Origin of the sequence: Arthrobacter sp. LjRoot78 (genome assembly GCF_964254335.1) — a bacterium.
In the GTDB taxonomy this organism is placed as follows: domain Bacteria; phylum Actinomycetota; class Actinomycetes; order Actinomycetales; family Micrococcaceae; genus Arthrobacter.
The window spans coordinates 2,137,022-2,150,810 of the sequence record NZ_CAXUTG020000001.1 but is presented as its reverse complement, the minus strand read 5'-3'; the positions used below and the strand labels follow the sequence as shown (position 1 = coordinate 2,150,810).

Genomic DNA, 13,789 nt, shown 5'->3' with positions numbered 1-13,789 from the left:
GGCCGGCTGGCTAGCTGTCCGTGGTGATCGTCTTGAGGGGTGTGGCCGGGTCCGCGGCGGCATCGGCGGGGATGTTCCGGCCTTTGGCGAGGGCGTTCTTGACGGCCATGAAGTCCAGCGGGGCGTTGACGCAGTCCGCGGCGATGACCTGGCCCCGGCGGTAGTAGAGGACGCTGAATTTTCCGCGTTCCTCGTCGCTCCGCAGCACGGTACGGTCGTAGCCGTTGCAGAGCCCGGCGATCTGGAGTTTAAGGTCAGCCTGGTTGGACCAAAACCACGGGATGCCGGCGTATTCCTCGCGCCTCCCGGTGAGCGAGTAAGCGGCAACCTTGGCGTGTTCGATCGCGTTGTTGACGCTTTCGAGCCGGATTCGCTCGCCGGGTTCCGTGCCGGGCACCGGGTTGGGCATGTTGGCGCAGTCGCCGATGGCCACCGTGGTGCCGTCCGAGGCCAACGCGTAGCGGTCCACGACGATGCCGTTGTCCACGGTCAGGCCCAGCTGTTCGGCCAGTTGGGTGTTGGGGATGACCCCGATGCCCACCAGCACGATCTGAGCGGGCAGCACCGTGCCGTCCTGAAGTTCGACGCCGGCGACTGAGCTCCCGCCGTCGGCCGCGGTAAAGCGCGCAGCACTCGTGTTGAGCCGGATGTCCAGGCCTCGGGCGCGGTGGGCCTGGAGGAAGTACTCGGCAGTTTCCTCGCCGACAGCGCGGCCCACCAGCCGCGGGCCGAATTCCAGCACGGTGACGTTCTTGCCCATCTTCTGCAGGCTGGACGCGGCTTCGAGGCCGATGAACCCGCCGCCGATCACCACGACGTCCTGCGCGTCCCCCACCCGGGCCTTGAGCGCCAGGGCGTCGTCGGCGTTGCGAAGGTACAGTACGCCGTCGAGGTCGCCGCCGTCGATCTCCAGCTTGCGGGCGCGGGCGCCCACGGTGAGGGCGAGCCGTTTGAACGGGAAGTGCCTCCCCGAGGAAGCGTGCGCGATTCCCGATCCGTCCGCGTCCCTGTCGATCCGGACGATATATTCGCCTTTGACGAGGTCCACGTTGTGCTCAGCCCAGTACTCGTTGGAGCGGAAGATCAGGGATTCGCTCTCCACCGTCCCCTGCAGGAACTCCTTGGACAGTGCCGGGCGCTGGTAGGGGCGGTGGTCCTCGTCGCCGAGCAGGGTGATGTGCTCGTCGAAACCGAGCGCGCGGAGGGAGACTGCCAGCTGGACACCGGACTGGCTCGCGCCGATGATCAGCAGGCCGGTGCGCGTGGGAACGCTTAGGTCCGCGACGGGGGCCGGCTGCTCGGCAGTGTGGGTACCCATCGCTACACCTGGGTTTCCGGGGTGGTGACAAACAAGTCGAGCTCATCCGTCAGCCGGAGCTGGCAGGACAGCCGCGAGTTGTCTTCGCGGTCCACGGCGGTGCCGTAGAGCATCTCGTCCTCCATGTCCTCCATCAGGGGAAGCTGCGACAGGCAGTCCTCGCGGACAAAGACGTGGCAGGTGGCGCAGGACAGTGATCCGCCGCATTCGGCCACGATGCCGGGGACGCCGTTGCGCACCGCGGTTTCCATGACGGAGTCGCCGGGATTGCCCTGGACATCGCGGACCTCGCCCTCGGCGTCGGTGAAATGAACCGTTGGCATTGGTTCTCCTTGGGGTTGAAAGCGGAAAGTTGGTAAAGGGGCAGAGTCAGATGAACTGGCGGCCGCCGTCGACCACCATGGTCTGCCCCGTGTAGTAGGAACTGTCCGGCCCGGCCAGGAACAGCGCGGCGCCCACAATGTCCTCCGGCTGGCTGGCCCGCTTGATCGCTCCGCGGTCCACGCCGTAGCTTTCGGCGTTGTCCATCAGCCCGTAGCTGGCCTCGGTGAGGGTGAAGCCGGGGGCGATCGCGTTGACCGTGATCCCGCGCCGGCCCAGTTCCTTGGCCATCACCCGGGTCAGGGCCACCACGCCGCCCTTGGAGGCGACGTAGTGCAGCCACTGCTCCGAGCCGCTGAAGATCGTGGCGCTGGAGAGGTTAATGACGCGCCCGCCCTCGGGCAGGAACGGGCTCGCCGCCCGGGTGACCAGCCACGGGCCCTTGAGGTTCACGTTCATCACCAGGTCCCATTCGGCCGGGTCGATGTCCTCGAACGGGCTCCGGGTCACCCCCGCGTAGACAGCGGCGTTGTTGAGTACGACGTCGATACTTCCGTTGCCGAAGTCCGCGCAGCTTCTGGCGAGGTCCTCGGTGGACTCCACGCTGGTGACATCCGCTGAGAAGGCGGCTGCTTCGCCGCCGGCTTCGCGGACCAGTTTCGCCGTCTGTTCGGCGCCTTCGACGTTGATGTCGGCCACCGCCACCCGGTAGCCGCGGCCGGCAAAGCCGAGCGCAAACGCCCGGCCCAGCCCGCCGGCGGCACCGGTGATCAGGACGGTTTTCCCTGCTTCAGGCATGGTCACGTCAGACATGGCTGCGGGCGTGCGCGCCGGGACCCGCGGCCAGGAGTTCCGGTTCCAGCGCGTCGAGGATCTGGACCGTGCCCTTGGTGCCGTCGACCCGCAGCCGCTGGCCGGTCTTGATGGTGGTGGACGCCGAGCCGGTCCCGGTGACGGCCGGAAGACCGTACTCGCGGCAGACGATCGCCGCGTGGCTCATCATGCCGCCGATGTCCGTCACCGTGGCCTTGATCTTGCCGAAGATCGGGCCCCAGGACGGGGCCGTAACGGTGGCCACAAGGATCTCGCCCTGTTGCACCTCGGAGAGCTGGTCGGCATCGGTGACGACGCGGGCCAGTCCCTCAACGACGCCGGGCGAGGCCGCCATGCCGCGTAGTCCGCCGCCTTCCACCGCTTCGCCTGCACCCAGCCACTGCTGGACCTGCTCGGTAGTGATGCCCCAGAGCATCCGGGTGAAGGGTTCGGTGATGGACTCCGGCGGTGTGTTCAGCGCGGGGGCCGGCCGGGCGGTCTTAAGCGCATCCACGATGCCGCGCCTGCGTTCGATTTCCTCCGGCCAGAAGTCCGGGCCGATGGGCCTGGCTCCGACGCCCCATCCGGTGACCAGGTCAAAGAGCGCATCGCGGACCTCGTTGCGGCCCAGGTACAGCAGGTCGTCCGGTTCGGTCCAGAAGCCCTCGGCCTGCATCATGCGGCTGAGCTCGCGGATCTTGCGCCAGAAGACGCCCATGGTCCAGTGCTCGATGTAGAAGTTGTGGTTCTCCACGTACGGGTAGGCGGTGGCGGCAAGCCCTCGCTTGGCGTCGAAGAGCGCCTGGTTTTCGCCTTCCAGCAGGTCCCGGTATTCCTCGATGATGCGGTCGCGTTCGATGATCAGGGCTTCCACCGGCCGCATGATTTCCTGGCCCTCGTCCACGCGGCGGATGTAGTCAGCGATGTAGCCGAGCGGGATTTCCTGGTGTTCGTTCCAGTACTTGTCGTGGCCGTAGAAGCCGTTGCCCACGGTGAAGTTGAACCACGGGTCCTTGGCATCTTCATACTGCTTGATCCAGCGTTCCCCGCCCGGTGCGGCGGCGACGGCCGCCAGGGTGGACTCGACGTCGTCCGAGTTCGTGAAGTGTCCCTGCAGCTGAAGTTCGACGGCGAGCTTCGCTAGCTGCTTGAGTTCGTCGTCCGGGCGGAAGAGCTCCATGTCCACGCCCTGCACCATGGTGGCGATGGACTGGTCCGGGATGTTGGGGAAGACCTGCTTGCAGAAGTTGAAGAAGTCCAGGTAGGCGATGTACCCCAGGTTCAGGAACTCGAAGTGGTACTGCCAGTTCTGGTACGCGAGCTGGATGAGGCGGTCGTAGCTTTCCAGCAGCTTCTCGGACCCGTCTTTGCCCTTGCCGGAGAGGATATCCTCCATCGGGACCATGTCCGGGAGCTTGGGGAAGGAGATGGTTTCCATCTCCTCGATGGTGCCCTTGACCTTGACGTGCCACTCCTTGAGCAGCTGGTCCCAGTTCTGGAAGTAGTGGCCCACCCGCTGTTCGAACAGGGGCACCCGCGCGGCGATCTGGTCCTCCGGCACCGGGATGGGCGACATGTAGAGGTAGCCCAGGTGGATGCGGAACTCGATGCCGTTGGCGTTGGGGATCATCAGGTGCCGGGCGTTGTACTGGCCCAGGCACTTGACCGCGAATTCGCCGCCGATCGTCTCGAAGGGCTTGAACACGGTGGGCCAGTGCTGGCTGTCGCAGAACCAGAACTTGGCGTCTTCCTGTTCCTTGAGCTTGTCCTGGAAGACCAGGTAGTACGGGTAGATCTTTTCCCAGCCCTCTGCGCCGGCGGGGACCGGGAGCTCGGACGGTTTGGGGAAGGACTTCATGGACATGGCGGTCCTTTCAGGTGGGCTCGACGGTGAGCCTTGGTTGGGTGGAGCCTGGTGCGTGCAGCTGTGGGCGTGGAGTTCAGGTCGTGAAGTTCTAGGCGGACGGCTTGAGTGTGCCGGCACTGAATCCGCTGAAGTAGCCGCCGGCGACGACCGGCTGCGGGGCGGTGTGCGTGGCCGGTTTGGAGGAGTGCACCGTTTCCGGGCGGGACTGCAGCAGGAGCAGGTTTTCGCCGTCGGGCAGGTCCGTGTCCAGGGCCCATTCGATGTCCTGCGGGCACTTGTAGTGTTTCTCCGCACGCTTGGCCATCTGAGCGACGGCGGTGAGTTCGGCGTCGGTGAGGCTGCGGCGGCCGCGGCGCTCGGCGTCGACCTCCCGTTCCACCAAGCGGCCGGCCGCGGCGTCCGGGACGAGCTCGGCGTGCTTGTCGCCGAGGTGTTCGGAGATGACGGCCAGGGTGACCTTGTCCAGCATGATGTTGTCCGGGGTGACCTGGCCGGAGACCACCATCTCCCCCACCCCGTAGGAGGAGTCAATGGTGATCTTGGAGCGGTCGCCGTTGGTGGGGTCCATGGTGATCGCGACGCCGGAGACGCGTGCGTTGACCATCTTCTGCACCACGACAGCCATGGAGAGGCCCTCGTTGGGGATGTTGTTCTTGAGCCGGTAGATGATGGCGCGGGAGGTGAAGAGCGAGGCCCAGCACTGCCGGATGTGCTCGGTGACAGCCTTGACGCCGTTGAGCCAGAGGTAGGTGTCCTGCTGACCGGCGAAGGAGGCATCCGGAAGGTCCTCGGCCGTGGCGCTGGAGCGTACGGCCACCCGGACCGGCACGTCGAAGCGGGACATCAGGGACTCGTAGGCCGTGATGGTGAGCTCGCGCAGAGCCGGGGGCACGGAGCGGGAGCGGATGTCCTCACGGATGGCAGCCGAGACTTTGTCCACCTGCGCCATGTCCTCGGGGTCGATTCCGGCAAGGAGCTCGTGGATGTCCCGGGTGATGCCCGCTTCCTCCATAAAGGCGTCGAACTGCGCCGTGGTGACCACGAAGCCCGGCGGGACGGGCATGCCGGCCGCCGTCATCGTGACCAGGGAGGCGCCCTTGCCGCCGAGATTTTCGAGCTTCGGCTCGATGCCGCCGTCGAAGAACTGGACGAATTCGTTGCTTTGCATATTTCTCAGGCCTTCCAGCTGACGGGGACGGACTCGGGGACGCGGAAGGAAAGGTTTTCGCGGAAGGCGATGGCTTCCGGGGCCTCCAACTGCAATTCCGGAGCGAGCCGGGCCACTTCCTCGAGTGCGATCTTGGCCTGGAGCTTGGCGAGCATGTTGCCCAGGCAGTAGTGGATACCAAACCCGAAGGAAAGGTGCTCGCGGGCATTCGGACGGGTGATGTCGAAGTCTTCACTGTCGTTGAACTTGTTCTCGTCGCGGTTGGCGGAGCCCATCAGCAGCAGCAGCTGTGCGCCTTCTTCGATCGCGACGCCGCCCACCTCAGTGTCTATAAGGGCCTTGCGACGCCAGCCGACGATCGAGCCGGCGTAGCGGAGGACCTCGTCGATGGCGGCGGGGATCTTTTTGGGGTCCTCGACGAGATGCTTCCACTGTTCGGGGCGGGCCAGGAGCTCGCGGAGTGCGTTGGAGATCAGTGTGGTGGTGGTCTCGTGGCCGGCAAAGAGCAGGCTGTAGAGGACAGAGGCGATCTCGTGGTCGGAGATTTCGGCACCTTCCTGCTGCGACTTCACCAGGTCCGCGGTCAGGTTGTCGCCGCCTTGCTCGTGGGCCACCCTGACCAGGCGGAGGCATTCCTGCCAGTACTCCACGAGGTTGTGGGCGTGCGGGATCTGTTCCTCATCTGTGAGGTCGCCCCAGGTCATCGCGGCGCGGGAATCGCTCCAGCGCTTGAAGGTGTCCACCTGGGAGGCGTCCGCGCCGATGAGCGTAAGGATGGTGATGGTGGGGACGTCGTAGGCGAGGTCCTTGACCATGTCGCCGCGGTGTTCCGGGCGGGCCAGCATCTTCTCGAGCAGTTCGACGACGTTCTGCCGGATGAAGGGTTCCAGCGCCTTGTAGCGGCGGGGCGTAAAAGCCTTCTGCACCACGGCGCGGATGCGGGTGTGCTCCGGCGGGCGGCGGGCGGACAGGCCGGAGTAGGCGGTGAAGCCGCCGTCTTCCATGATCTTCTTCGCGGCGGCGCCCCGTTCGCGGACGGGGGCCTGGGCGTTTTCGCTGGAGAAGGTCTCCCAGTCCTCGAAAACGGCCTTGAAGTCGTCATAGCGGGAGACGACAAAGAGGCCGACGCGTTCGTCGAACATGACGGGCTGCTCGGCCCGGAGTTCGGCGTAAGCGGGGAACGGATCCTTCATCTGGAACGGCTCGTAGCCGTGGTGCCCGGCGGGGGCTTCGGCGCCGTGGCCAAAGGGACAGCGGCCTGCCGTTTCAGTCGACGATGACATCTGGGCTCCTTGGTTTTCGGTCCCGCCGGCGGCGTCAGTGCCTGCCGGGGGTTCTTGTTCACCAGTGTGGCCCCGATCACCATCCGCGGACAGCATCGCCTTCCACTCAGCGGAAACCAGTTAATTCCAGCCCCCGCTGGCCGGGATCCGGCTCAGTCCGTGCCGTCGATGTGGCTTCCCAGCAGCGTTTCCAGCGGGATCCGGGCTGTGGCTCGCTCAATCTGCGCGGCGATGCCCCGCAGGACAGGCAGGTGCCGGGTCATCGTGGAGGCCTGGGTGGTGGGCAGCACGAGCCCGATCGACGCCCCGATCCTGCCGGTATGGAAAACCGGGACGGCGATCGAGCAGGAGCCCAGCCGAACTTCCTCCAGGGTGGTGGCGTAGCCCTGCTCATGGATTTGGGCCAGTTCCTCGGCCAGCTTCCTGGGATCCACGTGGGTGTGCGCGGTATGCCGCTCCAGCTGCCGGTTCAGGTAGGCGTCCCGGACCCAGTCCTCCTCAAAAGCGAGGAGGACCTTGCCGACAGCAGTCGCGTGCATGGGCAGCCTGCCGCCGACCCGGCCGGCGCGGGGCACCCGCTTCGAACCGTAGACGCGGTCGATGTACAGCACCTCATGGCCGGCCCGGACCGCCAGGTGCGCAGTTTCACCGGTGAGCGAGAAGAGGTCCTGAACGTACGGCCGGGCCGCGTCCCGGAGCTGCCGCCCGGTGTTCTGGGCAAGTTCCCAGAGCCGGATGCCGAGCTGGTAGCGGCCGTTGGGCTCACGGGAAAGGAGTCCCCAGTCGGTGAGTTCGTTGACCAGCCGGTGGGCGGTGCTCAGGGGCAGTCCCGATTTTTCGCCGATGTCGGTCAGGCTGAGGGCGCCCCGGGATTTTTCGAAGGCTTCCAGGATGGATAGGACCTTCGAGGTCACGGTCCTGCCGGGTTCGCGGCTGCCGCCCGCCATCGTGGCTCCTTCTCCGGTCCGTACCCCTGCTCTGCATCCTCTGGGCCGCCTCCCGGCAGCCCGATCAGAGTCTAGCCTGCAGTTCAGGGCATCCTTGCGCCGTGGCCTTGCGGCAGCCCCCGGCCTGAGTAGATTTGCCTTACACGGGGTTTCCACCTGTCCCACTACACCGGAGGCGGCCATGACAAGCGATGGACCTGTGCTGGTGGTTGGCGGCACCGGCATGCTCGGAAGCCAGGTGGTGTGGCAGCTCTTGTCAGCGGGAAAGCAGGTCCGCGCCCTGGTGCGTCCGGGGTCCGACGCCACGCGCCTCGAAGCCGCCGGTGCCACTATCGCCCGGGGCGACATGATGGACCTTGACTCCCTGGTCCGGGCGATGGACGGTGCCGATAGCGTGATCACCTCGGCTGCCGGCTATACACGGCACAGCAAAGGCGACACCCCGCAGATCGACACCATAGGCAACAGCAACCTCGCCGAAGCCGCCAGCCGGACCCGGGTGCGCAGATTCGTGCTGACGAGCATCCTCACATGTGACCAGACGCCTGACGTCCCGCACTTCTGGCATAAGAAACTGGCCGAGGACCGGCTCGAGCAGCTCGGCGTCCCGTTCGTGGCGCTGCGTCCGGGCGCCTTCCTGGACCAGGTCACCCGGTTTGGCGGCGATCCGTTCAGCAAAGGGCGCCTGACCTGGCTCGGGTCCGCGAATGTTCCGTTGACCTTCGTCCTCTCATCCGACCTGGCCGGTTACCTCGCTGCCGCCACGGAATTGTCCGGAGTCGAAGGCCAGCGCATCGATATCGGCTGGGACCGGCCCGTCAGCATGCAGGACGTTGCTGATATTTCAGGCCGGCTCCTCGGCAGGCGCATCCGGGTCCGGGCCATCCCCGGCAGGCTAATCCGGGCCGTCGGTACGGCGCTCGGGCCGGTCAACCCCATGGTCAAGGACTTGGGAGCCATGACCGCCTGGTTCGAGTCCGGCCGGTACGTTGCTGACACCAGCCGGCAGCGCGAAGTCTTTGGCGCGCTGCCCACCGCCGAAGAGGCCATTACCCGCCTCATCAAGGGCCTCGGGCACGCGGTGAGCCACTAATTGGCTTAGCAAGGTCAAAAAGGCGCGATGACGACGGCGGAGGGACCGCCGTCGTCATCCCTTCACTCCTGCTCTGCAGTCCGGGGCGGGTCTACAGTCCGCGAACGGGGACGCTGAGCACGTCGTCTATGCTTCCCAGGACCCGGTCCGTGACGTCCTCGATTCCGCCGATCCCGTCCACCTGCGTGAGGATCCCGCGCTCCGCATACTTGGCCACCACGGCCTCCGTCTGCTGGTGGTACAGGTCCAGCCGGTGGCGGATGACGCCTTCGTTGTCGTCGCTCCGGCCGGTTTCCCTGGCCCGGCCCAGCAGGCGGGTCACCAGTTCCTCGTCGTCCGCTGTCAGCTGGAGAACCACGCTGAGTGCCTGACTGGAGGCAGCGAGGATCCCGTCGAGGTACTCCACCTGTGCGACAGTGCGGGGATAACCATCCAGCAGGAAGCCCTCCTTGGCGTCGTCCTGGCTGAGCCGGTCCCGGACCATTTCATTCGTGACGCTGTCCGGCACGAAGTCACCGTTATCCATATATTTCCGGGCCTCAACGCCGAGCGGCGTGCCGCCCTTAACGTTGGCGCGGAAGATGTCGCCGGTTGAGATCGCCACCACGCCGAGGCGTTCGGAAATCCGCTCCGCCTGCGTTCCCTTGCCGGAACCGGGCGGACCAATAATCAGCATTCTCGTCATTCGGTATTCCTTTGCTGGCTATATGGACGTCTTCGTCCTGGCCCGATGCTCCTGACCCGACGCTTGCGGCCGGGCTGCATCGGCGCCTCACTGCAGAGTACGACGGCGGAGGATCCCCGCCGTCGTACTCTGCCCTTTTGTGCTGTTACCGGTAGTGATGATGCAGTGAGCGGCGGCGCTGCGGCGCCCCGCACACTTCGGACCCCGGGCTCGTTGTCAGCGGGGTTCGGGCGTTTCGCCGTTCGCGACCGCCTCGATCCAGTCGACGGCCTCGTCCGAGAAATGGAAACCCGAAGGACCACTCTGACCGACCCACCAGGCATCGCCCGCAACATCGCCTCCGGCATCGGCGATCTCAGCGACCATCTCCGCCGGAACCGCGTCGCCGTTGTTCGCAATAAGCCATTCCCTGGCCGAGGGTTTCAGCCGCGGCCACCATTGCTCCATAGTCATGGCCGCAGTCTGCCACTCCGGCGGCAATTGCACGACCGTGCCGCGGAGCCGGTTCCCAGCTAGAACGCGCGGAGGATGTCTTCGACGCGTTGTTTGGCATCGCCGAAGAGCATCTGGGAGTTGTCGCGGTAGAACAGGGGGTTCTGGACGCCGGCGTAGCCTGCGGCCATGGACCTCTTGAACACCACGACGTTGTCCGCTTCCCACACCCGCAGAACAGGCATACCGGCGATCGGGCTGGAGGGGTCTTCGGCCGCGGCGGGGTTGACGGTGTCGTTCGCCCCGATCACCAGGACCACCGAGGTCCCGTCAAGGTCGTCGTTGATCTCATCCATTTCCAGGACGATGTCGTAGGGAACTTTTGCCTCGGCGAGGAGCACGTTCATGTGCCCGGGCAGGCGCCCGGCAACGGGGTGGATGCCGAACCGGACGTTCACGCCGCGTTCGCGTAGCTGGTGGGCCAGTTCAGCAACGGGGTACTGGGCCTGGGCGACGGCCATGCCGTAGCCGGGAGTGATGACGACGGACGAGGCGTTCGTCAACATGTCCGCGGTTGCCTGGGCGGTGATTTCACGGTGCTCGCCGAAGTCCGCGTCCGCCGCCGCGGGCGCGGCGATCCCGAAGCCGCCGGCGATCACCGAAATGAAGGACCGGTTCATGGCCTTGCACATGATGTACGACAGGTAGGCACCGGAGGAGCCGACCAGGGCGCCGGTGATGATGAGCAGGTCGTTGTTGAGCAGGAAACCCGCTGCTGCCGCGGCCCAGCCGGAGTAGCTGTTGAGCATGGACACCACCACCGGCATGTCCCCGCCGCCGATGGAGGCGACCAGGTGCCAGCCCAGCCCCAGGGCCAGGACGGTGACAACAATCAGGAGCCACAGCCGGGAGTCGTTGACGTACCAGACCGTCAGGGCGACGAACCCGGCGAGGGCGCCGAGGTTGATCGCGTTCTTCCCCGGCAGCATCAGCGGTGAGGACTTCATCCGGGCCGAGAGTTTCAGGAACGCCACGATCGAGCCGGTGAAGGTCACCGCGCCGATGAAGACGCCGATGAAGACCTCGGCATGGTGGACGGCCATCAGGTCCGTGGACAGCGCGGGGGCTTCGAGGTGCCCGTTCCAGCCGACCAGCACCGCGGCCAGGCCAACGAAGCTGTGCAGCAGGGCGATGAGTTCGGGCATGCCCGTCATTTCCACCACACGGGCGCGCCAGAGCCCGATGGCACCGCCGACCAGCACCGCGGCCAGGAGCAGGACCAGTCCGGTCAGGCCGTGGCCGGTGCCCCAGGCGCCCTGCAGGGTCAGCCAGATCGTCGCGGCCAGGGCGATGATCATCCCGGTGATGCCGTAGATGACCCCTGCCCGTGCCTTTTCATGCTTGCTCAGCCCGGCGAGGCTGAGGATGAACAGCAGGGCCGCGACAATGTAGGCCGCCCCCGCGATGGAGTCGGCGGTCAACGGACCGGAGACGGTGTCAGACACAGTAAAGCTCCTCATTAAGATTCCTGCTGCTGCTTCGGGTACGGCGCTCATGAACGTGCCTTGTCACCACGGGAGAACATCGCGAGCATCCGCCGGGTGACAGCGAAGCCGCCGAAGATGTTGATGCTGGCCAGCAGGACCGCGACCGCAGCGAGAACCTGCATGACCGGGTTCTCGGAGGTGACCTGCAGCAGGGCACCGACGACGATGATCCCTGAAATGGCGTTGGTGACCGACATCAGCGGGGTGTGCAGGGCATGGTGGACCTTCCCGATGACGTAGAAACCCACGACGACCGAGAGCATCAGCACCGTGAAATGCTGCGGCAGCGGCGCCGGGGCAACCGCGTTGACCACAAACAACGCAGCGATGCCCGCGGCAAAGAGTCCGGCCTTACCGGCGGCGCTGAGGCCTTCCTTCTTCTTCGGCGCAGTACTTTCCGCGGCCGGGCTCTGCGTCCGGGCCGCGGGCGCGGCGGAAACCTGGACCGGCGGCGGCGGCCAGGTCTTCTCCCCGTTACGCACCACGGTCACGGAGCGCTGCACGACGTCGTCGAAGTCGATCCGCAGCTGGCCGTCCTTGTCCTTGGTCAGGAGCTTGAGGAGGTTCAGCATGTTGGTCCCGTACAGCTGGGAGGCCTGGGCCGGCAACCGGGCCGGAAGGTCCGTGTAACCGAGGATCACCACACCGTTCTCCGTGACCACGCGTTCCCCGGCGACCGAGCCTTCCACGTTCCCGCCCTGCCCGGCAGCCATGTCAACGATCACGCTGCCCGACTTCATGCCGGCCACGTCCTCGGCCGTGAGCAGCTTCGGCGCGGGACGCCCCGGAATGAGGGCCGTGGTGATAATGATGTCCACGTCCCGGGCCTGCTCGGAGTAGATCTCGGCTGCGCGGGCGTTGTACGCCTCGGACGTGGCCTTGGCGTACCCGTCGGCGGACTTCATCTCCTCCTCCACCTCAACCTTGAGGTAGGTCCCGCCGATGGATTTCACCTGATCGGCCACTTCGGGCCGCGGGTCGGTCGCACGGACGATCGCACCCAGGCTGCTGGCCGCGCCAATGGCTGCGAGGCCCGCAACCCCGGCACCGGCCACCAGGACCTTCGCCGGCGGAACCTTGCCGGCCGCGGTCACCTGACCGGTGAAGAACCGGCCGAATTCGTGGGCTGCCTCGATCACGGCCCGGTAGCCGGCAATGTTCGCCATTGAACTGAGCACATCCATCGACTGCGCCCGCGAAATACGGGGCACGGCATCCAAAGCAAGCGCCGTGATCGGCCGCGCCGCCAGGGCCTCCACCAGCTCCGGACGCAGTGCCGGGCTCAGCGACCCGATCAGCGTCGCGCCGTCGGCCAGGCGGCCGATCTCCTCCTCAGTGGGCGGATTGATCCGCAGCACCACGTCACTGCCCCACGCCTCATCGGCGCCCACAATCAGCGCACCCGCTGCCTCGTAGGCGTCGTCACGGAACGACGCCGACTCCCCCGCACCCTTCTCGACCACAACCTCGTAGCCCAACCCCAACAACTGCACGACGGTGGCAGGCGTTGCCGCCACCCTCGTCTCGCGACCCAATTCGGCCACAATGCCAATACGTGTCACGTTCACTCTCCCTCATCCATACAAAAAGCCCGGGGCGCGATTCCGCCGCCGGGCAAACCACCGTTGGTTCATTTCTTCAGGGACCCTTCAGACGGAGCTTCGTCTATCAAAGCTGGACCCGTCTGTCAGACGGGAACCCGTCAGCCGGAAGCTGACGGGTCCCTAAAACTCATGCTTAGTATGCCTTAGTGCCGGTGTGAAACGTTTTCTATGACGACGGCGAGGCCCTGGCCGACGCCGATGCAGATCGCCGCGACGCCCCAGCGTTCACCGGAGGCCTGCAGGGACCGGGCCAGCGTGCCCAGGATCCGGCCGCCGGACGCACCGAGGGGGTGGCCCATCGCGATCGCGCCGCCGTGCCGGTTCACGATCGAGGGGTCGATGCCCCAGGCGTTGATGCGCGTGCGCACCGCGCCCGGCGGTCCGGGCCAAAGGGTCCATCCCGAGGATCCCTGCGGCGCTCTCGGAGCCGATCCAGGCCGCCACCGCACGCATGCTTAACCTCGCGGCCGAACACGGCGTGCCGGCGAAGAGCCTCTTCGAAGTCATCGGCGTCTCCACCGGCCAGAGCTGGATCAGCGACAGCCTCATCGATGTCCAGTACGACCTGCTCCTGAAGGACGTCGGACTGCTCCGCGGCGAACTCGGCTCGCTGCCCACCGGAGACCTGAATGACGACGTGGAACAGGCCATCCTCCAGGCACGCACTCTTCTGGGCACCGAGACCCCGATCCGGTAGGCCAGAAATCCGGC

General features: G+C 66.1%; 13 protein-coding genes and 1 pseudogene. 2 read left to right on the top strand and 12 right to left on the bottom strand.

Going from position 1 to position 13,789, the window contains the following annotated elements; translation table 11 throughout:
• Nucleotides 1–10: 10 nt before the first annotated feature.
• The 7 genes from ACSQ1X_RS09945 to ACSQ1X_RS09915 form a co-directional block, all read right to left on the bottom strand.
• A complete protein-coding gene (locus ACSQ1X_RS09945) occupies nt 11–1,318 on the bottom strand; it encodes an NAD(P)/FAD-dependent oxidoreductase (RefSeq protein WP_436057548.1) in 1,308 nt (435 codons plus the stop codon).
• A 2-nt stretch (nt 1,319–1,320) separates the two neighbouring features.
• Nucleotides 1,321–1,641, bottom strand: a complete 321-nt coding sequence (locus ACSQ1X_RS09940; protein WP_436057547.1) for a 2Fe-2S iron-sulfur cluster-binding protein — start codon at nt 1,639–1,641, stop codon at nt 1,321–1,323.
• Nucleotides 1,642–1,687: 46 nt separating this feature from the next.
• On the bottom strand, nt 1,688–2,452 hold the full coding sequence (locus tag ACSQ1X_RS09935) for an SDR family NAD(P)-dependent oxidoreductase (RefSeq protein WP_436057546.1): 765 nt from the start codon (nt 2,450–2,452) through the stop codon (nt 1,688–1,690).
• Complete coding sequence (locus tag ACSQ1X_RS09930) at nt 2,445–4,316, bottom strand: PEP-utilizing enzyme (RefSeq protein WP_436057545.1); 1,872 nt, start codon at nt 4,314–4,316, stop codon at nt 2,445–2,447. The genes ACSQ1X_RS09935 and ACSQ1X_RS09930 overlap by 8 nt, the downstream gene beginning before the upstream one ends.
• 91 nt (nt 4,317–4,407) lie before the next feature.
• A complete protein-coding gene (locus ACSQ1X_RS09925; RefSeq protein WP_436057544.1) occupies nt 4,408–5,487 on the bottom strand; it encodes a PEP/pyruvate-binding domain-containing protein in 1,080 nt (359 codons plus the stop codon).
• Nucleotides 5,488–5,492: 5 nt separating this feature from the next.
• Entirely contained in the window at nt 5,493–6,770 is a 1,278-nt protein-coding gene (locus ACSQ1X_RS09920) for a cytochrome P450 (protein ID WP_436057543.1), read from the bottom strand.
• Nucleotides 6,771–6,922: 152 nt separating this feature from the next.
• Entirely contained in the window at nt 6,923–7,717 is a 795-nt protein-coding gene (locus ACSQ1X_RS09915; protein WP_436057542.1) for an IclR family transcriptional regulator, read from the bottom strand.
• Between the two features lie 181 nt (nt 7,718–7,898).
• Here ACSQ1X_RS09915 and ACSQ1X_RS09910 point away from each other — a divergent pair, with 181 nt between their 5' ends.
• Nucleotides 7,899–8,810 (top strand): SDR family oxidoreductase, encoded by a 912-nt coding sequence (locus ACSQ1X_RS09910; RefSeq protein ID WP_436057541.1) that lies wholly within the window; start codon nt 7,899–7,901, stop codon nt 8,808–8,810.
• A gap of 91 nt (nt 8,811–8,901) precedes the next feature.
• On the opposite strand, the gene ACSQ1X_RS09905 is transcribed toward ACSQ1X_RS09910, so the two are convergent.
• The 5 genes and pseudogenes from ACSQ1X_RS09905 to ACSQ1X_RS09885 form a co-directional block, all read right to left on the bottom strand.
• Complete coding sequence (locus tag ACSQ1X_RS09905; RefSeq protein ID WP_436059317.1) at nt 8,902–9,486, bottom strand: adenylate kinase; 585 nt, start codon at nt 9,484–9,486, stop codon at nt 8,902–8,904.
• A 225-nt stretch (nt 9,487–9,711) separates the two neighbouring features.
• A complete protein-coding gene (locus ACSQ1X_RS09900) occupies nt 9,712–9,948 on the bottom strand; it encodes a hypothetical protein (RefSeq protein ID WP_436057540.1) in 237 nt (78 codons plus the stop codon).
• Nucleotides 9,949–10,007: 59 nt separating this feature from the next.
• Nucleotides 10,008–11,447, bottom strand: coding sequence for a Re/Si-specific NAD(P)(+) transhydrogenase subunit beta (gene pntB, locus ACSQ1X_RS09895; RefSeq protein ID WP_436057539.1), 1,440 nt, complete (start codon nt 11,445–11,447; stop codon nt 10,008–10,010).
• Nucleotides 11,448–11,479: 32 nt separating this feature from the next.
• Nucleotides 11,480–13,036, bottom strand: a complete 1,557-nt coding sequence (locus ACSQ1X_RS09890) for a Re/Si-specific NAD(P)(+) transhydrogenase subunit alpha (protein WP_436057538.1) — start codon at nt 13,034–13,036, stop codon at nt 11,480–11,482.
• A gap of 185 nt (nt 13,037–13,221) precedes the next feature.
• A pseudogene (locus tag ACSQ1X_RS09885) lies at nt 13,222–13,558 on the bottom strand (3-oxoadipyl-CoA thiolase); the annotation flags it as partial.
• Between ACSQ1X_RS09885 and ACSQ1X_RS09880 the strand changes: the two are divergent.
• Nucleotides 13,530–13,775 (top strand): hypothetical protein, encoded by a 246-nt coding sequence (locus ACSQ1X_RS09880; RefSeq protein ID WP_436059384.1) that lies wholly within the window; start codon nt 13,530–13,532, stop codon nt 13,773–13,775. The pseudogene ACSQ1X_RS09885 and the gene ACSQ1X_RS09880 overlap by 29 nt on opposite strands.
• Nucleotides 13,776–13,789 lie beyond the last annotated feature (14 nt).